Origin of the sequence: Acinetobacter sp. WCHA39 (assembly GCF_002165385.1) — a bacterium.
Taxonomy (GTDB): Bacteria; Pseudomonadota; Gammaproteobacteria; order Pseudomonadales; family Moraxellaceae; genus Acinetobacter.
On record NZ_NHRP01000031.1, the window covers coordinates 1 to 19,032 of the forward strand.

Here is a 19,032-nt window from a genome sequence, read left to right on the forward strand (position 1 = left end):
GTCAGCGTTCTCCATTAGATTATGAAAAGGCCCATCAAAAGATGGTTATATGTGTCTAGAATTTTGGTGGCTATTCAATTCGGGCTATTCAGATTCAATAGATCAATTTATCATTGCGACTGATTTAGCAAAGTAATAAAAAGAAAAATGATGATAAGGAAAATTACAAAAGCCTTGCGAATTAAAACATTCATTCAGGCATTCTGCGCTTAAGCTAGAACAGAATGGTTTTTATTCACGATGTTTCATTACATTATAATTGAATGAGGTAACTATGAATTCTTCAGCAGCGGCTTTGAAAGTATATACTCGTAATAATTTAGATGATTCTATCAAAGAAGCCACCGTTAAAATTTTAAATCAAATTCTTGCAAATCTTATTGATCTATCATTGCTTACCAAACAAGCGCATTGGAATATGCGGGGTAGTAATTTTATTGCGGTACATGAAATGTTAGATATGTTCCGTACTTCATTGATCACCCATTTAGACAATGTCGCAGAGCGTGCGGTACAGATTGGTGGAACAGCGCTCGGAACAACCCAAACGGTTTCAGAGACCTCACATCTCAAGCCTTACCCTGTTGCAATCCATGCAGTGCAAGATCACTTAAAAGAGCTAGCTGATCGTTATGGTGTCGTTGCAAATCATCTTCGAGATACAATCGAGCAAATTAAAGATCCAATCTCTGAAGATATTATCCATGCAGCACTCGAAGATCTGGATCAATATTTATGGTTCTTAGAAGCCAATATCGATCAAAATTAAGTATATTCACGATATAAAAAAGAGGACGATTGGTCCTCTTTCTTATTACATCAGTCGTAATTATGGTTTAACTACAACTAAGACTTGAATCGCTTCTGGAGTCACAGAAAGACCATCTAATAAGCTTAGACCCTCTTTCTGGAACTTTTGTAAACGCTCAATTTCATCTTGACGAATACTTGGGTTAAATTGCTTAAGATAAGTTAAACGGTCAATTTCATATTGCCATTTGCTGCCATAATGCTCTTTGGCTTGTTGCATCAATTCAGGTAAAGAGGTTTTGGCAATATCTAAAGCTTGTGCGTAACGCTGTTCAATTACATCACGGCGTGCTTTCACAACTTGACGGCAGCTATTACCATCGAGATGATGCAAATATGGGCGTAAAATACTTGGATCGATCTTGGCAGATAAATCTTGACCTGTTTCACTCAGTAATACGCGAATCAATTGCTTCGGCAAACTTGACGGTAAGTTCAACCCTTTTGGTGCAACTACATCGACCTTAAACCAAACTTCGAGTAAGACCGAACCTTGTTTTAACGCATTCGATTTAAGTAATGCAACGTTAGTACTACCAAATGATTGTGTGCGGATCATTTCCATCACACTTTCAATAAATGGGTGTTCCAAGGTCAAATATTGTGCATCTTCACGGATTTGAGCCTGATCACGATAGAAAGTTGCTGTCATGCCTTCTTCGTCCAAGGTAATGCCTTGAACTTGCATTTGATCCGTTGGTTTGATGATCACCGTACCATTGCTTTGCTCATCAAAGTCAATATTGGTCGATGACATGAAACGCTTCACAAACATTGGCAAAGTCGTGTTGTCATCATAGTCTTCAAGTGCTTTTACAATGCCCTGTGCAACGACTGGGCGACAAGAGTTGTACTCAAGCAAACGATCACGACCCGCTTGTAACTCAGCTTCCAAAGCTTGACGTTGTAGATTCACTTCTTCAAGTAAATCCTCAAACGTCTGACCTTGATCAGCCAATAAACAGTCTTTCAATTCAACAATAAAGTTCTCTTGCAGCGTTTGCGCCGTCGGAGAAATACTGCTGAAAATATTCAATGCTTCATTATACCAACGGAACATACGCTCTTGCGCTGTACCGATCAAATATGGCACGTGAATTTGAATGCGATTTTCCTGACCAATACGATCTAGACGACCAATACGTTGTTCAAGTACGTCAGGGTTTGCAGGTAGATCAAATAGGATCAAGTCACTGGCAAACTGGAAGTTACGTCCTTCTGAACCAATTTCCGAACAGAGAAGAATCTGAGCACCGTAACTGTCTTCGGCAAAGTATGCCGCAGCTTGGTCACGTTCCAATAAGCTCATGCCCTCATGGAACATGGCAGTACGAATACCTGCATGTAAACGCAATACATTTTCAAGTGCTTCAACTACTGGTCCACTACGTGCAATCAACAAGACTTTTTTATGTTTCAAATCTTTGCGTAGAACTTCCATCAACCATGGCACACGAGGATCATTTTCCATCCAAGCACCATCGAGTTGACCTTCTTCTGGCCACATTTGCTCTCGCATTTTGCCATCAAATGACCAGTCTTCTGGTGCTGGTAAAGGCGCTGGCTGGCAATCACGACCTGGGAAACCTTGAATCGCTTCACGTGTGTTACGGAATAAAATACGACCTGTACCGTGACGGTCTAACAACTCGTGAATCGCACGCATACGCTGTTCAGGCTGATCATCAATACGATGACCCAATAAGCCATCCAGAGCAGCAAGATGTTCTTCAGTCAATGCTTCATCTGACATTAAGACTTCAGCAACTTTAGCTGTTTGCTGATATTGTTCTTCTTCGTCAAGGAAACGATCTAAGCTACTAAAACGTTGCGGATCAAGTAAACGTAAACGTGCAAAATGACTTTCAACACCGAGTTGTTCAGGCGTTGCCGTAAGAAGTAAGACACCCGCTGTTTGTTCAGCCAACTCTTCGACAAGATCATAACGATCATTACCGCCTTCTTCTTCACTCCACATTAAATGGTGTGCTTCATCGACTACAAGTAAATCAAAACCTGCTTCGACTGCTTGCTCACGCAAATCATCATGGTCAACCATCAAATCAACACTGGCAATAATGCATTGCTCAGTCAGGAATGGGTTGAGATCAGGATCATGTTCTTTGATCGAAGCGGTACGTGTTAAATCAAACAGGGAGAATTGCAAATTGAAACGACGACGCATTTCAATCATCCACTGATACTGTAATGAATCAGGCACTAAAATCAGGATACGCTCTGAACGTCCTGTTTTCAGTTGTTGATGAATAATCAAACCCGCTTCAATGGTTTTACCTAAACCGACTTCATCGGCTAACAATACGCGTGGTGCAAAACGTTTACCCACTTCATGTGCGATATACAGTTGATGTGGAATCAAACCCACACGCGCACCTAGAAAACCACGTAAAGGACTGGTATGCATTTTCGCTTGCAATAACATCGCTTCAATACGAAGGTCATACCATTCTTTATAATCAATTTGGCTCGCTAACAAACGCTCTAAAGGTTTTGATAGCTGAATTTGTGCACCGATACGGGTTTCGTTCAATGACTTACGTTCTTGTTCGCCATTTTCTAGGCTACGAACAACATCATAACGCAGCACGCCATGACGATCTTCAACCGATTCAACAATCCACTTAACACCTTCTTGATCTTGCACTTCATCTTTGACATTAAAGATGATACGAGACAAAGGCGCATTGTTACGTGCATAGACACGAGTTTCATCACTTTTCGGGAATAAAATACTGATAGAACGTTCATCTACATCAATAAGAACACCTAGACCGAGTTCAGTTTCTGTATCTGATAACCAACGTTGACCAATAGCAAACGGCTGCAATTTATTCCACCTTTTTTCATGTTAGCCCACATATTGCATGCCTTAAACTGATGAAAGTTTAAGCTACTTTATGTAGTTTTAAATTTAGTATTATGGTGAAAATGAATCACCAAATAACCTTAATATTTTGACATAAAGCTGACTGAAATAGCGCGCTTTACATCTAGTTTGATAAAAAAAATACGATTAAAACGGCACTGGGTAGTCAAAACTGAGTTGAGTGCCTGTTTTAGGATGAGTGAAGCTAAGTTGTGTTGCATGAAGACACAAACGTGCATAAAGCTGTTGCTGTTCAGGAGTTGCATATAAGGTATCTCCTAGTATTGGATGACCTAGATATTGCATATGCACACGAAGTTGGTGTGAACGGCCTGTAATCGGAATCAATTTAACTCGGGTTACTGCTTGTCCTTGAATTTCGAAATGCTCAATGGCTTGCCATTCGGTTAATGCAGGTTTGTGATGTGCTGCATCAGCGATATGTAATGGCGGACGACTTGGATCATAAATCACAGGAATATCAACTGTGCCCTGACCCTCTAAATGACCAGCAACCAAAGCTTGATAAATTTTTGAGGTTTGACGGTCTTGGAATTGACGTGAAATATTGCTCTGTCCAAATTTGGATAAACCAAACACCAAAATGCCTGAGGTATCTCGATCTAAACGATGAATGAGTAAAGTTTTCGGTTCTAATTTTAATAAACGATTGATCAGACAGTCTTGTAAATCGGGTGTTTTCCCTGGCACTGTCAGAAGCCCAGCAGGTTTATGGATCACCATAAAATCTTCATCACGATGAATCAAATGTTCACTTAGAAAATCACTCAAGGTAGCCTTCCAACGACTGGATGAAAACAAGCGGGCAATCATAAAAAGCTTGAAGAGAAATTACAATCAAATTTTAGCTAACTCGGTTATTTTTTAGCATGACTCACATTTAAGTCCCAAATAATACTGATCGTTTTCTCTAAACGGTGTATGTCACCACGAACTCAATAGTTTTAAATAAAGTTTTTTAAATTTGATTTGATATCAATATCGAAATTACAAAAAATAAAGTAACTTAACCCAGCCCAAAACTTTGGCAGAACTCTATGTTTTGACTCATGCAACAACTGAGCAATTTAATGAGTTGCAAGAAGAGTTTTGGGAAAAAGAAAGTGAAATCGAAACGGCAGCACGAGAAGCAATTGCGCATGATTTTGATGTGATTGCTGGCGCTTATGGGTTTACTGATGCAGATATAGAAGAGCTTATAGCAACACGAGATTGGTAATTTTTGTAAAGCAAGCACACTCAGTAGTGTGCTTGCTTTTTATATTTTAGCCTTTCATCTCTGCAAAAGTTTCTCTTGCTGCTTGAATGGTCTCTGCAATATCTTGATCTGAATGCATAGACGAAATAAATCCTGCTTCAAATGCAGATGGTGCAAGATAGACACCACGCTTTAACATTCCATGGAAGAACCTCTTAAATGCTTCAACATCACAAGCTAACATCGAATCAAAGCTGGTAATGTCCTCTTGATCGGTGAAATACAAACCGAACATGCCACCGACTTGCTGAGTTTTAAATGGAATACACGCTTCATCTGCCGCAGCTTGTAACCCTGCAAGTAATTTTGCGAGCTGTGCAGCGAGCTTGTCATAAAATTCAGGTTCACGGAGATGCTTGAACATCGCGATACCAGCACGCATTGCCAATGGATTCCCTGACAATGTACCTGCTTGATAAACACCGCCTAAAGGTGCGATGCATTCCATTATTTCACGTTTGCCGCCAAAAGCACCGACTGGTAAGCCTGCACCAATAATTTTTCCTAAAGTGGTTAAATCTGGTTTTACATTATAAACAGATTGTGCGCCACCTAAAGCAACACGGAAACCTGTCATCACTTCATCAATAATAAATACCGATTTGTACTCATCGCAAACATCACGAATCGCTTGTAAGAAGCCGTTGATCGGCGTCACCAAGTTCATATTGCCTGCCACAGGCTCAATGATGACCCCTGCAATTTCATGACCAAACTTGCTAAAGCATTCTTTTAAAGCTTCAATATTGTTATATGGCAAGGTTAAGGTATGTTTTGCAAAATCAGCAGGTACGCCTTTTGAAGTTGGCTCACCTTCACCCAAAGTCAATAAACCTGAACCCGCTTTCACCAATAATGAATCGGAATGACCGTGATAGCAGCCTTCAAATTTCACAATCTTGTCACGCCCGGTATAACCACGTGCTAAACGAATCGCGGTCATGGTGGCTTCAGTACCTGAGCTGGTCATACGTACCAATTCAATTGAAGGCATAATCTCGCAAATGGTGTCTGCCAAAGTGGTTTCATATACCGTTGGTGCACCAAAACTTAGGCCATCTTCTGCTGCGGTTTGTACCGCTTTGATAATATCGGGGTGCGCATGACCTAAAATCATTGGTCCCCATGAACCAACATAATCCACATAACGCTTACCATCAACATCCCACAAGTACGCACCTTTTGCCTTTTCAATAAAGACAGGCGTACCACCCACACCGTTAAATGCACGTACAGGTGAGTTAACACCACCTGGAATATGTTTATTTGCTTGTTTAAATAACTGTTCTTGCTTTGGAGATAAACTCATAAAAGACTCAACCTAGAATCGAAGAATAAAATGTCGAAACGATGCAAAAAATTATGCAAATAACTTTGCCCATGCATTTACACGAGCAGGAATTTCGGCTGTTGATCGCCCTAATATATCACTAATTACCGCACAAAGGCTTGCTCCTGCCTCGATGACCACTTGGGAATTTTCAACGGTCAAACCACCAATGGCACATATTGGTACTTCAAACGTCTGCTTTGCTTGTTGAATGACTGCAATTCCAACATTACCTGCTTCAGGTTTAGTTGAAGTGGCATAGACTGCGCCAAAGGCCACATAAGTTGCACCTTCAGCAATTGCCTTTTCAGCCAGTTCTAAGGAGTTTAAGCAAGTGCGCCCAATAATCACACCCTCTGGTAGACGTGCAGTCGCATCGATAATTTCACCATCAGATTGTCCAAGATGTACGCCTAAAGCAAATTGTTCTGCCAAAGCTAAATCATCATTAATTACAAATGGAACTTGGTATTTTTCACAAAGTGCTTTGATTTGTTGCACTTCGGATGGTTGAGCTACTCTTGCCACTTTTTTACGGCGATATTGTAAAATAGCAATATTCCCCGTCGCCAAAGCCACATCTAATTTTTCTAATAATAATTGGAGGGGATCATCATTGGTAATCAGATAAAGACCGCGCATAGTTCAAACTCATCAATTTCATGTATTAAAGTATAAAGCAAAAATATTACGCACTTTTAATAAAGCGCCCACGTGTAATTGCTAATATTACGAATAATAAAATCATGAAAATACCGACACTTCCACCACCTGATTGATTTGTTTGGCTAGTTTTTTGTTCTGGAATAGTACTTGGATGCAGATAGTTGTTTATCCAATCAGAGTAATTTGTAACTCGCGTATAAACACCAGGATAACCCACCTTGGCACAACCGACACCCCAACTTGCAATCCCAAGCAGATATGGCTTTTCTAAATTGTTTATCGTTAAACCTGCACCGCTATCACCATAACAAGCATCTGTAAGACTGTCTTGCATCGGTGATTCTGCACAAAGCATATTCTGAGTGATTTGTTGCGCGCTATATAATGATGATGAAGATAGACAATTGGCTAATTTTAGCGTGGTATATCTTAAAGTGGTTGGATACAGCGCAGGATTTCTCATCATTTGCCCTGCGTAATGCTGACAAACTAGAGATTGACTATTGTCACAATCCTCTAATACGCCCCACCCTGCAATGTGCGTCATACTCGCAATCAATGCATTTTGTTTTTCTAAAGTTGGATTAATAATATCGATTGTTTGGCAATTTTTACCACATCTTATAAAATCGACAGCACTTTCCAATTCTAATAGTGCAAGATCGTTATCATAAATACGATTATTATATTTCTCATGTATATGCCCCTTTTTAACTTTAATAATTTGTCCTAGTTGAATACTTTGTAAATTTTGTGCGCCAATCAAAATATAATAATCACTGTTTTGTTTTTCGAGTGGTTCAATACAATGTGCTGCTGTCACCACCCAACGATCTGCAACTAAGCTTCCTGAGCAAATGTAGGATTGATAAGGGTCTAAGGGACTAGTTATGAGTGCAACTTGCCAAGGAATTTGTGCTTCAGATGCTATATTTCCGTTAATAATACGAGGTTGGGGGCTTATCTGTGCAAAGCTTATTTGAGCAATACTCCATAAGATACCCATCAAAGCCATATGATATTTATACAAAGTATTCAGCCTCTTTCATTAGATTACTGTCATTAATAAAAATGGGATTAATGGCGCAAGATCTGCAAAATTACTTTATACTTTGTACAGTAATAAATGATGCACATTGATCAAAATGATAAACTTTATTTCTAAAATCATGCTCCACTTTAAAGATAGAGAGTTTCTAAAAAACTCCCTATCTTTAAGATATCAAATTAACTATTACTAGTTGGACACGTTAGTTCAAAATCCCAAACTGTTCCACTTCTTGGTGCTGTCATACTAATAAAAACAGTCGTATATGGTGCAACCTGAAAAGTTCCTGAACCATTACCCGATACTAAGCCATCGGTAGTAAATACTTGAACTTTTTTATCACTATTTAGTGTAAAGACATCCATGCGGTCTGGAATACTATACATAGAATACGAAACTGAAACATCACCCTTGCCAGCCCCCATATTATAAGCATAAGAGAAAGACCCCTGACCACCAGATTGTTGTTGGGTCGCACATTGACCTAATGTGTCATTCTGACCACTTATAGTCCCTGTATCTCCGCCATTATTCTTGTATGTACCTGTGACTGTATTATTCGTTAAATTTCCCTGTAAAGTTACAAGCTGGCTGCCATTATTTTGCTGTCCTGTTACATTTATTTGCCCCGTAACCCCAACTGTTCCATCCAAAGAATAAGTCTGACCACTATTATTTGCTAAAATCCCTGATACTGGCGTATTCACGATAGGAACAGATTGTGCAGTAGGCAATGTTGCTTTATCTATCTCATTTTGTAATGCAACAACGCTAGTGGAAGATGTACTCAATACATCTGTATAGGTAGGCAATTTATCTAAGCCTTTATCAATAATTATTTGTATTGCCCCCTTAGTTGCCTCAACCAGATTAGTACCCTGTTGCCAAGCATTAATTAATGAATCACGGAAACGATTCAGTTTGGAATTTAAGCCTTCAGCAACAGGCGGCAAACCAACATCTGTATTTACATCATTAATGACTCTTAGACCACCTTGCTGTGCAGTAAAACCACCTATTAACATTGCAGCACTTGTTCCTGCAATAGCCACACCAACAGCCTGACAACCAGGCACAAAACCAGCACAGGCAGAACCTAAAACTAATCCTGTCAATAGACCTCTACGATTTTGTTGAGTCTGTTCAGCAAAACTATTTTTCCACGATTCATTAATCCACGAAAATGCATTGTCAGTATCTAAACTATTTACTGCTTTCGCTTTTGCAGAAGGAACTAAAGCATCAGCCTTGATAATTTCCTGCATCTCATCAGGTAATGCCTGAAAATCACCTGTAATTAATTTTAAGTCATCAATTTGATTTTTAGGTACTAAAGTATACGCACCTGGGTCCGAACTTTGGACTTGTCCAACAATTTGTCCTGTAAAACTTGGCGTTCCAACAATAGGAGCTATCCCTAATTTACCATTTTGATCATAACTCACCACACTGCCGCTTTGATATACACCTTTATTATCATGATTCGTAACAATTAAACGATTTGATTGCCAATAAAATTGAATAAAGTTGCCTGTCTTTTCATCAACAATCCGATCAATATTTCCAGAAGGATCAAATAAAGTTCGGGTTGTCGTTCCATTTTTTTCTGTTGTAACCGCTTGGGTAATCATCTTCCCATTCGCTGTCTGATCTATCAAATAATCTAATTTTGAACCATTTTTACTTTCTAATTGTACAGATGCAGATTGCTTATCTGTACTAATAAAGCTTTTTGCTGTTAACCCAGCAATTGGTTTTGTCGGTTCTTGTATTACTGATGACTTGCTCTCTTCTTCCCCGCCACCGCAACCACTCAATAATAAACTTCCAACTAAAACACTTAATAATGAATATTTCATAGCAATCTCCTTGCTTATATTGCCCTTCTTTAGCATTAAAGAAAATTTAAGGGCTGTCTATTCCCCAAATGAGGTATAAATCTCAGAAAATAATTCTTTGTACAAGACAAAAAAAGATAACTCATTGAAATAATGGCATAATACTTGTTTTCTGACGACGAATATGATGACACATTTCAATGAGTTACATCTCATCTTAAACAAATATCCAAAGTGGAACAAGTCACATGTAAAATGTTTGGTGGTGTACAGAGGAAATAATTATTAAAAAAAACCGCACTGGAGATGCGGCAAAAATTACACAGTTAAGATTAAATGATTAAAAACGGAGCCAAAGCCCTAACTTTGCCACTGGAAACCATTCAAGATTTGATTTAAACGATTCTTTTTCCGCCTCTAATGCATCACCTAAAGTTGTAGTTTTATCTTTATCCTGTACAGCAAGGTTGCCATTTTCAGGATATAACTCGATGGTCGGCTTGCCCGCATACAATGCGCCAATCTGTGTGGTTAATCCAAAACGGCTTGTTAATGCTGGACTCCAGCCAATGCCAATATATGGCATGGTTTTCTTTTCATAATGTAGGCTGCCATAGACTTTACCCACTTCATTCGCATCAAAAGTAGCATCGTCAAAAACATATTCAGCCGTTCCAAACAAGGTGTTGTCTTCATTTGGTTCAAGCGAGCCTTTAATCTTATTATCCTGATTCACCATGCCAAGCGTTACATGGAATTTGCCTGCAAATGGACGAATATTGGCATAAAACGATTTAACGTCTGTATCAATATCCATTTTATATTTCGTTCCATCCATGAGTTCAAAAGATGTAAACTCAACATCTTTCCATGAACCCTTATTAAACCCTGCTGTCAGGTCAATATATGGATTCACGGAGAAACCCACTCCCGCTCCAAATCCAAAAATTCCAGCCTCGGCAAATGCAATAAATGGTTTACTATCATGAGTATAGTTCAGACCTAAAATGCGTTTTGTCAGGTTTTCCTCACCAGTTTCTGCTTTTGAAGCTGGCTGGATCACAGGTTCCGTCACAATGGATGAATTAAATCCCTGTTCCAGCACAGGCGTTTGAATGACTTTTGTCGATTCGATTCCAGCCCCATTGATGGTATTTTGCTCCTGCATCATGACGGGTGCTGTAGTCACCTGACTATTTTCCTGACGTGTTACATTTACATTCAATTCTGCCATAGTGGCTGTGGAAACCAGACAGACCCCACAGGCCAACATATATCTATTCATATTAAAACTTCCCCTTTTTAAAGCATGCCATTTTGATAGACAAAAACTAGCGCAATCGCCACATGCAAAACATATCAATCATATTGTATTTATACTAAACAAAACATTCCTCAAATGAGGAATAAACTTTATTAAAACATTCATATTCAGGATTTTAAGTAGTTTATTTTTCATCCAATAAAATAAAAAGCCGCATTAAAAAATGCGGCTAAATAAAGATGTGCTTAAAAATCCCAAATATCATCCCAAGTAATGGTTTCATTGATGAACTGTTGACCATTATTTAAAGATTGATACATCACCGTTTTTCCATCACTATTGGCACTTAAAGTAACAGAGTTACGGCTATTGGCTAGATCCTCAAATTTGAGCAAACCATCAGTCGGATTAGCATCTTCACTTTCAAATATGAATGGTTTTACTGTCTGAAATTTAACCGCATAGTCTCCAATTTTCTCGCCTTTGGCATAATACGTCCCATTGGAATTAAGGGAAAAAGCATCATTACCTAAATCTTTCCAGTTACTTTGATATGAAACTAATCCATATTCATAATCTTTCACTTGATTATTAACTTTTTCTGTAAAAGTTATTTTTAAATAGTCTGTAGCTACCGAACCTTCAGTATCATTGGCATTATTTGAAACATTCAGATATCCAGTTACGGTTGTCTTATCGCCATCCCCATCAAGCACCGTAAATTTGTCATAGTTGTAGCTGTTTGAATTCTGATTTGAACCCGCTTTTACTTTAACACTACCTGAAATAATAGCATTCGGATCTCCCTCTAAAAGACCTTTACAATTATTAAAGATAATGCTGTCACCACTCTTTTGATAATCTCCTGAAACACATTTTCTATTTTTTTAGCTTCATCTGCTGCCCAAACCAGATTGTCAACTGGACCAAAAGTTTGAAACATTCCTAAAGTTGTGAGTGTAATATTATTTACAGTCTCCTTACTTCCCCAATCGACTGTACCTGTTGGAATTTGCTCCTTAAGATTGTCTTTAATCTCATCCTTAATTGCATTAACGATATCGTCTGAACCACCACAGCCTCCCAATAATAAAGTACCCAAGACCGCAGCAATTGCCAATTTGATGTGTGCTGAATTAGCAGGAGACTTTCACTTGGGAGATTCTAGGCAGCTAACCGATAAAAGTCTTCTGCCATTTGATTTGGTGTCTTAAAATCCAAGCCTTTTTGAATTCTTCGCTGATTATAAAATAACTCTATATATTTTGTAATATCCGCTTTGGCTTCTTCCCTTGTTTTGTAGTTGCGATGATGGACTAGTTCATTTTTGAGTATGCCCCAGAAACTCTCTATCGGTGCATTATCAAAGCAGTCGCCTTTTTTGCTCATTGAACCCTGAAAATCAAATTTCTCAAGTAAGTTTCGATATTCATTACTGCAATATTGGCTGCCTCTGTCTGAATGTACAATGAGATCTTTAGCAGGTTTCTGATTGCCAATAGCCATATTCAATGCATCACAAACAAGCTTGGCTGTCATGCGCTCATTTAAGCTATAGCCAACAACCTGTTTCGTGTAAAGATATTTGACAGCTGCCAAGTACAACCAGCCCTCAGCCGTCCAAATGTAGGTAATGTCACTCGATCACGCAAGATTAGGCTTCGTCATTGAAAACTGTTGCTTGAGTAAATTGTCATAAATAGAACGGTTGTGATCACTGTTCGTGGTTCTTTTGAAACGCTTATGGCGCTTACAATACAACTGATTTGATTTTTTTATTTGGCGCACAGCATACGTACTTATTTTGATACCTTGCGCTTGTAAATGCTTGGTTAATCGAACATAGCCATAGCTTTGTTTGGTTTCTTCATGGGCTATTTTGACCAAAATTGTCTGCTGATTTCGCTGAATTGATCTTTTACTCATGCCTCGCTTTAGCCAATCATAAAAGCGAGAAACGGATACACGAAGTAATCGAGCCATTAAAATAATCGGAAATAAGTGGCTTTGCGATTTCATATAGGCGTACCTCACTGACTTTCTTTGGCAAAGTACGCTGCTGCCTTTTGTAAAAATTCACGTTCCATTTCAGCTGTTTTGTACCTGCTAAAGTTCCAGCCTTTGCTTTGTTATTCCAGTTCGAAAGGGTTTGTATTGAAATGCCAAGTTGTCTAGCGGATTCCGATACATTACCTTGGTTCTCTTCAATGGCTTTTATGGCTTCAGCTTTAAATTCTGCGGTGTAAGTCTTCTGTTTCTTGCTCATGGTAAACTCCTAATGAGTATGTATAGTTTACCAAGTTAAACCCTCATGTTTTTTAAGCACACATCAATCATTCTTGAGGTCAACCCGTTATACTCATTTTATATTTATCATTCTTTGCGCTCAGGAGTCATAACATAATGGAAATAGAGCTTAAATTTCAACTTCCTGAATCTAAGAAAAAAAGTGTTTTACAAATATTGAATAAGCAAAAAGCGCAAAAAATTCAGCTCCAAGCCAAATATTATGATACCGCTGACCGCTTACTTGCCAAAAACCATGTCGCTATCCGTTTACGCCAAGAAGGTGAGCATTGGGTACAAACCTTTAAAGCCGCCAGTAAAAATCATCTACAGCGCATTGAAGAAGATATTTATCTGGGTAAATCTGAACAAGAACCCGAACTTGATCTATCACTTTATCAGCACAATCGAACCGTTCAAACGGTGCTACGTGAGATTTTAGGTGATGCTCCTGCTAAGCTAGAATTACAGTTTCAAACAGACGTACAACGAAGTTTCCATGTGTTTGAGTTTCAAGATTCACAGATTGAAGTTTGCTTAGATGATGGTGAAATTCGTACTCCAACCGATCAAGCCAAAATTTGTGAAGTCGAATTTGAACTCAAACAAGGTACAGCACAGGACTTAATTGATTTTACCAAGACATGGGTAGATAAATATCAATTATGGCTTGATGTGCGTAGCAAAGCGGAACGAGGTAATTTACTCGCAGTTGGCAAACGTGTTTCTCCTGCGACCAAAGCCAAACAGCTCAATTTAGAATCTGAACTTAGTGCGGAACAGTCGCTTAAACTGATCGTCGAAAATACCTTAAACCACATATTGCCGAATACTGCCGCAATTGCCGATGGTGTTGCTGAAGCCGATCATATTCATCAAGCACGTGTCGGCTTGCGTCGCTTACGTTCTGCTTTAAAACATTTTTCAAATTGGTCAGCACAGATTGATCCAACTTGGGAAAATGAATTAGCAGAACTTTTTAAGGCTTTGGGGCAATTACGTGATCACGATGCAATTCAGGATTCTGTGATTCCGCTTATAAAACAAAGCTGTGATTTTGAATTTCCTGTTGATGCTGAAATAGATTCCAATATCGCCAAGCTTTTCAGCGGAGCTAAAACAACACAGCTATTCTTATCATTATTTAGTTTTATATATTGTGGTGATGAATCGAAATCAAAATTATCTAAACAAGTGGCTAAGAGTTTGAGCAAGCTTTTTCATAAAATTTTAATGGACGCAACTCAGTTTTCTACACTTACAGTTGAAAAACAACATCGTACTCGTAAGCGTATTAAGCAATTGCGTTATTGCATCGATTTTATTTCTAGGCTTTATCTTGAAAAAGAGATTCAGCAATTTCTAAATAAACTTGAGCCAATTCAGGAGTATTTAGGTTTTTATAATGATCTATTTGTGGCGGAACAGATTTTTGAAAAGCAGGCGCTAAAACAACCACAATTTTTATTTGCTTTAGGTTGGGTTAAGGCACAGCAGCCGCACGTCGCAAAGAAAACTAATAAAAAGTTACAGCATTTATCGGCTAAAGATATTTTCTGGAAATAGCAATCTCTACACAAACCCAAATACTGATCAGTATAAATTTCAACTCACCCCTCTTTGAAAAAGAGGGGGATGAAAAGCTTGACTTGATGAGAAATTATCAAATTCTATCGATATTTCCCAAAAATCTTCCATGTCCCATTATCGGCAATCGGATCACTATAACTATCATTACGCTGCTTACGTGGCTTATCTCGCGCATCTACCAATTTAAAATGCGGCTCAACACTTAAAATCACGCCATTCATATAAAAACGGGTACGCGTATATTCACTTTGTCCATGTTGAAAGACATAAGTTCGTAAATCAATAAACTCACGATGTGCCACCAAAGCCGCAGTATCATCACTACCCAGCCATTCCTGCATCGCAAAAATCTGATCGGTCTCAAATTTTCCACATTTTTCGAGCAAAGCCGCTACGCCACGAAAAGTCTTAGATTCTTTAGCCCGTGTTTTATTAATTCGAATACGATCTACATGAAAGAAAAACAGTGGCAAATTTAGATGGCTCGGTAAATGAATCGCATCAACGACATCATCCTCCATAAAAGGCTGACAGAGTTGCTGCGCCCTTTCAATCAAAGGTTGCCATTGTTGGTAGTATTCATCGACCTCGTCCTTTAAACCATAATAAATCGGCAAACCTTCGACATGCTCTAAATATTGGGGTGGATGAATATGTTGACGTAGTAAAGCGATATCCGTTTTAAGGCTTTGAATTGCAATCGCATCTTGCATAGTGATTATTCTAATTACTTAGGCTATTTTAGATTAAGCCAAAGGTTTAGTTTCCGCAAGGCTTTGTCTATAATATCGTGTCTTATTTGTTGTTGGGAAAAATCATGTCTCAAAAAATTAATGCCACTGATGTGACAGAAGAAGAAGCTTTAAATGCGATATTTTTTGAGCGAGCAGATGAATTTATCAAACAAGCCAATGAGTTTTGTCGCCCACCAAAAGGACAGCAACCCAAACCAGAAGAGTTACGTGGACAAGTCAGCGCTGCCATGTTATTTGCAACAGCTCGTTTTAATACGTGGGTTGCAGCAAATAATTTTAAAGATGGCAATGAAATGCGCGATGCCAAAGAACAGGTGATGTCTTATTTATTGCAACAGTTTCAAATGATGCTTGAAGACAACTTTGACGAATATTGCGAGCAGTTTGAAAATTACTTACGCTTCCGTAAAAATGAAGATTTTCATACGCATAAACACGATCACGAATAATCTAAACGTAAAAAGAAAGCCACCTAAGGGTGGCTTTCTTTTGGTCTGTTATTTTAAGTCTTGGGCTTTACCATATTGGTCAGCCATCACTTCCACAAACTGATCCAATTTGATGTATTTTTTAATTACAGCATCTACATCTGCCTTACTCAACTTTGCAAGTGCTTGATCTCGTTCAGCACGATCCATCAATGTCTTATTTCGCTCTAATTGACCCGTAAGCATACTATGAATATTTCGTTCATCTTCTAATGAAGTCACACGCTTCTTCATAATATCGGCTTTGGCTGCTTCAACCTCTTGTTCAGACACACCTTTGCTTAGCAAATCAGTTAATACTTTATGAACAGATTGAGAAACTTGATCAGAACGACCAGTTGTATAATTCGCAGTAATACTAATTGATCCACTATCGGTATCAGAATCTAGATCAAGATTACTTCCAAATCCATAAACAAGGGCATTTTTCTCACGTAATTCCTGCGCCAAGCGAGAAGACAATTGCGAGTTACCCATAATATGGCTAAGGATAATGAGTGCGGGAGCATCTTGATGATAAGCACCTACTGGAATCGTCAGGATACTTTGATAGCTACCAAACTCACGTTGCTCAGATAGAGCATGTACTTTTTCAGCTTTGAAAGCAACATAAGGAGAAGTAATTTTTTGGTACGGCTGTTTCGTTTTCCACTGTCCAAATGCTTTCTGTAGCATGCTTTGCATTTTTTTCGGATCGAAATCACCTGTCACAGCAATTTGACCATGATCTGTCACAAAGAATTGATCATAGAATTGCTTCACCTGTGCTTGCGTAGCCGCATTTAACTGCTGCTTCGCAAACTCTGGTTCAAAGTGATAACGCAAATCACCTGGTTGATAGGTTTCGAGTAATCTTGCCAAAGTCATAGATGCGACTACAGCAGGTTCAGTATAAGGTCGATCTAATGCAGATAAACTCTGATTTTTTGCTAAATCAAATTCCGATTGTGCAAATTTAGGTTGCTTCATCACATCGACAATAAAGTTTAAAAAATCTTCAAACTTATCTTTTTTTGCCTGAATCCCAATTGTTAAACCATTACCATTTGAAGTGATAGATGCTCCACCACTTGCTGCAATCGCTTTATCTGTAATTTCTTGCAGTGTATGTTTTTCAGAACCACGCAACATTAAATAACTGGTTAAATCTAAGGTCACTCCTTTACCAAACAGTGATTTTTCTGTACCAAAATCTAAGCTAATCGTGGCATAGGTTTTGTCATCACGTGTTGTGGTTGGGAATAAAGCATAGCGAATACCATTCTTTAATTCACCACGTTGAATTTTTTGCTCATTTTTTTGCAATTGCTGCGCAGACTGTGCGACAAATTGAGTGACTTCTTGTCGATAAATGGCAACATCTTTCAAAGGTTCAGGCTTTTCGGCACTTTGATCTAAGGTTTTAGGTTTATCTTGTGCCTTGAGTGTCATCGCTTTCTTTTGATCTTCAGGCGTAGGCTGAATATCTCCCGAAATACGATGCGATGATACTAAAAACTGTTTTAATGTTTGATTGGCATCATTTAATTTTAAATCTTGAATGGCTTGTAAATCTTTGAAGTATTGATCCCATTGTCCGTGTGAAGACACTGCATAATCACTAAGGCGAGAACCCAAAGCAACGGCATCATTTGCAATCGTATCAGCGGTATTTTGAGTAATAGTTTTGATACGTTGTAATTCTGCGTCGGTAAATGATTGACTATTCTCAACACCATCAATCAACGCATCATCAACTTTCTTTGCATCATGATTCGGCGCATACACTGCACCCATAAAGACCATATTAAAATCTTGGTCCAACCATGTCGTTGATTGAACAGCTGTACTCAATCCTGTTTCTACCATGCTCTTATACAACGTACCACTAGGCTGCATGGTATAAAGTGCTGGTGCAAGTGCTAATGCTGGTTGTAGTTGCGTATTTTTTCCATTCATATAAATGTGGAATTTAGCAAGATCACTACCCTTTTGCACCGTGAATTTTCGCTGCTCAATCTTACTAGAATCTAAGACTGGAACTTGAACAGGTGCAGGCACAGTACGTGCAGGAATCGGACTAAAATATTGATCAATTTTATTTAATACTTCTGATTTATCAAATTTTCCAGAAATGACCATCACAGCATTATTTGGTGCATACCATGTTCTATAAAACTGATTTAGTTCATTCATTTTTATAGACTTTAATTCAGGCAAATCACCAATCGGCAATCGACCTAAATATTGATTGCCATAAGCCGCTTTCCACATCTGATCCATCAATACTGCAAACGGTTGATCCATACGAATTTCACGTTCACGTTTTACGATTTCGATTTCAGATGGAACAAATTTTTCTTGTAGCACTAATTTATCCATACGCTCAGACTCAAGGTATAGAATTTCATTCAGTGCATTTTTTTCAGGACGAACAATATTTAAATATTTAGTTGAATAATAATCGGTACTGGCATTGGTCATTAAAGTGAATTGATCCAAACGACGCTGAAACTCCTCACCTTTGACATTTTGTGTGCCTTTAAATGCCAAATGTTCAAGCAAATGAGCAAGACCACTTTTCCCTTTAGGATCGTTAAGAGAGCCTGTTAAATACACGGTATTTACATAGACTTTATTTTCTTTATCATTTGGTGCAAGGATAACTCTGAAACCATTATCTAATTTGTATTCTTCAATATTTTTTTCACTTTTTACGAGTACTGTCTGAGACCAAGACGTTGCACTCAACCCGATCAAACAAAGTGAGAGAGTAAGCTGCTTAAACCGCATTAACATAGATTATCCGAGT

Annotated in this window: 14 protein-coding genes and 2 pseudogenes; 4 read left to right on the top strand and 12 right to left on the bottom strand. The window is 38.5% G+C overall.

The window, feature by feature from the left end; genetic code table 11:
- Positions 1–274: 274 nt before the first annotated feature.
- A complete protein-coding gene (gene dps, locus CDG56_RS13370; RefSeq protein ID WP_004663234.1) occupies positions 275–769 on the top strand; it encodes a DNA starvation/stationary phase protection protein Dps in 495 nt (164 codons plus the stop codon).
- A gap of 60 nt (positions 770–829) precedes the next feature.
- Here the strand turns inward: dps and rapA are convergent, their stop codons facing one another.
- A complete protein-coding gene (gene rapA, locus CDG56_RS13375; protein WP_087548166.1) occupies positions 830–3,658 on the bottom strand; it encodes an RNA polymerase-associated protein RapA in 2,829 nt (942 codons plus the stop codon).
- Between the two features lie 186 nt (positions 3,659–3,844).
- A complete protein-coding gene (locus tag CDG56_RS13380; RefSeq protein WP_171294981.1) occupies positions 3,845–4,489 on the bottom strand; it encodes an RluA family pseudouridine synthase in 645 nt (214 codons plus the stop codon).
- 250 nt (positions 4,490–4,739) lie between these two features.
- On the opposite strand from CDG56_RS13380, the pseudogene CDG56_RS13385 reads away from it, so the two are divergent.
- Positions 4,740–4,937 (top strand): annotated as a pseudogene (locus CDG56_RS13385) (DUF5713 family protein); the annotation flags it as partial.
- Between the two features lie 46 nt (positions 4,938–4,983).
- On the opposite strand, the gene hemL reads toward CDG56_RS13385, so the two are convergent.
- The 8 genes and pseudogenes from hemL to CDG56_RS13425 all read right to left on the bottom strand — a co-directional run bounded on the left by hemL (position 4,984) and on the right by CDG56_RS13425 (position 13,388).
- Positions 4,984–6,285: a glutamate-1-semialdehyde 2,1-aminomutase gene (gene hemL, locus CDG56_RS13390; protein ID WP_087548167.1), complete on the bottom strand. Its 1,302-nt coding sequence runs from the start codon at positions 6,283–6,285 to the stop codon at positions 4,984–4,986.
- A gap of 51 nt (positions 6,286–6,336) precedes the next feature.
- Positions 6,337–6,948: a thiamine phosphate synthase gene (gene thiE, locus CDG56_RS13395; protein ID WP_087543747.1), complete on the bottom strand. Its 612-nt coding sequence runs from the start codon at positions 6,946–6,948 to the stop codon at positions 6,337–6,339.
- A gap of 46 nt (positions 6,949–6,994) precedes the next feature.
- Complete coding sequence (locus CDG56_RS13400; protein WP_227519070.1) at positions 6,995–8,002, bottom strand: S1 family serine peptidase; 1,008 nt, start codon at positions 8,000–8,002, stop codon at positions 6,995–6,997.
- 197 nt (positions 8,003–8,199) lie between these two features.
- Complete coding sequence (locus CDG56_RS13405; protein WP_087548168.1) at positions 8,200–9,879, bottom strand: hypothetical protein; 1,680 nt, start codon at positions 9,877–9,879, stop codon at positions 8,200–8,202.
- A gap of 319 nt (positions 9,880–10,198) precedes the next feature.
- Positions 10,199–11,143 carry a hypothetical protein gene (locus CDG56_RS13410; protein ID WP_143225723.1) on the bottom strand — a complete coding sequence of 315 codons (945 nt, stop codon included), beginning with the start codon at positions 11,141–11,143 and terminating at the stop codon, positions 10,199–10,201.
- A gap of 224 nt (positions 11,144–11,367) precedes the next feature.
- Positions 11,368–11,838 carry a hypothetical protein gene (locus CDG56_RS13415; RefSeq protein ID WP_087548170.1) on the bottom strand — a complete coding sequence of 157 codons (471 nt, stop codon included), beginning with the start codon at positions 11,836–11,838 and terminating at the stop codon, positions 11,368–11,370.
- A 92-nt stretch (positions 11,839–11,930) separates the two neighbouring features.
- Positions 11,931–12,242 (bottom strand): hypothetical protein, encoded by a 312-nt coding sequence (locus CDG56_RS13420; RefSeq protein ID WP_087548171.1) that lies wholly within the window; start codon positions 12,240–12,242, stop codon positions 11,931–11,933.
- Between the two features lie 44 nt (positions 12,243–12,286).
- Positions 12,287–13,388 (bottom strand): annotated as a pseudogene (locus CDG56_RS13425) (IS3 family transposase).
- 137 nt (positions 13,389–13,525) lie between these two features.
- Between CDG56_RS13425 and CDG56_RS13430 the strand changes: the two are divergent.
- Complete coding sequence (locus tag CDG56_RS13430) at positions 13,526–14,974, top strand: CYTH and CHAD domain-containing protein (protein ID WP_087548172.1); 1,449 nt, start codon at positions 13,526–13,528, stop codon at positions 14,972–14,974.
- Between the two features lie 104 nt (positions 14,975–15,078).
- Here the strand turns inward: CDG56_RS13430 and CDG56_RS13435 are convergent, their stop codons facing one another.
- Positions 15,079–15,711 (bottom strand): hypothetical protein, encoded by a 633-nt coding sequence (locus CDG56_RS13435; RefSeq protein WP_005157974.1) that lies wholly within the window; start codon positions 15,709–15,711, stop codon positions 15,079–15,081.
- Between the two features lie 104 nt (positions 15,712–15,815).
- Between CDG56_RS13435 and CDG56_RS13440 the strand changes: the two genes are divergently transcribed.
- Positions 15,816–16,202, top strand: coding sequence for a DUF3144 domain-containing protein (locus CDG56_RS13440; RefSeq protein ID WP_005157976.1), 387 nt, complete (start codon positions 15,816–15,818; stop codon positions 16,200–16,202).
- Positions 16,203–16,250: 48 nt separating this feature from the next.
- Here the strand turns inward: CDG56_RS13440 and CDG56_RS13445 are convergent, their stop codons facing one another.
- Positions 16,251–19,019: a M16 family metallopeptidase gene (locus CDG56_RS13445; protein ID WP_087548173.1), complete on the bottom strand. Its 2,769-nt coding sequence runs from the start codon at positions 19,017–19,019 to the stop codon at positions 16,251–16,253.
- Positions 19,020–19,032 lie beyond the last annotated feature (13 nt).

Excerpts from the sequence above, each read along its gene's own strand:
- dps (WP_004663234.1), top strand. The coding sequence starts at position 275 with ATGAATTCTTCAGCAGCGGCTTTGAAAGTATATACTCGTAATAATTTA.
- hemL (WP_087548167.1), bottom strand. The coding sequence starts at position 6,285 with ATGAGTTTATCTCCAAAGCAAGAACAGTTATTTAAACAAGCAAATAAA.
- thiE (WP_087543747.1), bottom strand. The coding sequence starts at position 6,948 with ATGCGCGGTCTTTATCTGATTACCAATGATGATCCCCTCCAATTATTA.
- CDG56_RS13405 (WP_087548168.1), bottom strand. The coding sequence starts at position 9,879 with ATGAAATATTCATTATTAAGTGTTTTAGTTGGAAGTTTATTATTGAGT.
- CDG56_RS13410 (WP_143225723.1), bottom strand. The coding sequence starts at position 11,143 with ATGAATAGATATATGTTGGCCTGTGGGGTCTGTCTGGTTTCCACAGCC.
- CDG56_RS13430 (WP_087548172.1), top strand. The coding sequence starts at position 13,526 with ATGGAAATAGAGCTTAAATTTCAACTTCCTGAATCTAAGAAAAAAAGT.
- CDG56_RS13435 (WP_005157974.1), bottom strand. The coding sequence starts at position 15,711 with ATGCAAGATGCGATTGCAATTCAAAGCCTTAAAACGGATATCGCTTTA.
- CDG56_RS13440 (WP_005157976.1), top strand. The coding sequence starts at position 15,816 with ATGTCTCAAAAAATTAATGCCACTGATGTGACAGAAGAAGAAGCTTTA.
- CDG56_RS13445 (WP_087548173.1), bottom strand. The coding sequence starts at position 19,019 with ATGTTAATGCGGTTTAAGCAGCTTACTCTCTCACTTTGTTTGATCGGG.